The sequence below is a fragment of the Streptomyces chisholmiae genome, from assembly GCF_031845445.1.
GTDB lineage: Bacteria > Actinomycetota > Actinomycetes > Streptomycetales > Streptomycetaceae > Streptomyces > Streptomyces chisholmiae.
Genome location: NZ_JAVREO010000082.1, coordinates 1 through 534, shown reverse-complemented (window position 1 = coordinate 534; position 534 = coordinate 1). Strand labels below are relative to the sequence as shown.

The window sequence follows — 534 nt, the reverse complement described above, 5'->3', positions numbered from 1 at the left end:
CACGATGATGCCGCGCTCGGTCTCACAGTCGGTCTCGCGAACGATGACGTCCTGCGACACGTCCACCAGACGACGGGTCAGGTAACCCGAGTCGGCGGTACGCAGAGCGGTGTCGGCCAGACCCTTACGAGCACCGTGGGTGTTGATGAAGTACTCCAACACCGTCAGGCCCTCACGGAACGAGGACTTGATCGGGCGCGGGATGAACTCACCCTTCGGGTTGGTCACCAGACCCTTCATGCCTGCCAGGGTGCGGGTCTGGGTGAGGTTACCCGTGGCGCCCGACTTCACGATCGTGATGATCGGGTTGTCGGCCGGGTAGTACTCCTCCAGCGCCTTACCCACCTCTTCGGTGGCGTCCTGCCAGATCTTGACCAGGGACTCGTTGCGCTCGTTGTGGTTCAGCGCGCCGCGCTGGTACTTGCGCTCGATCGCCTCGGCCTCGGCCTCGTGCCGCTCCAGGATCTCCTGCTTCTGCGGCGGCACCAGAACGTCGGCCATCGAGACCGTGACACCCGAACGGGTGGCCCAGTG

The 534-nt window shown here is 64.6% G+C and carries 1 pseudogene; it reads right to left on the bottom strand.

Features of this window, described 5'->3' with window-relative positions:
* Nucleotides 1–534 (bottom strand): annotated as a pseudogene (locus RM844_RS32155) (DNA-directed RNA polymerase subunit beta'); the annotation flags it as partial.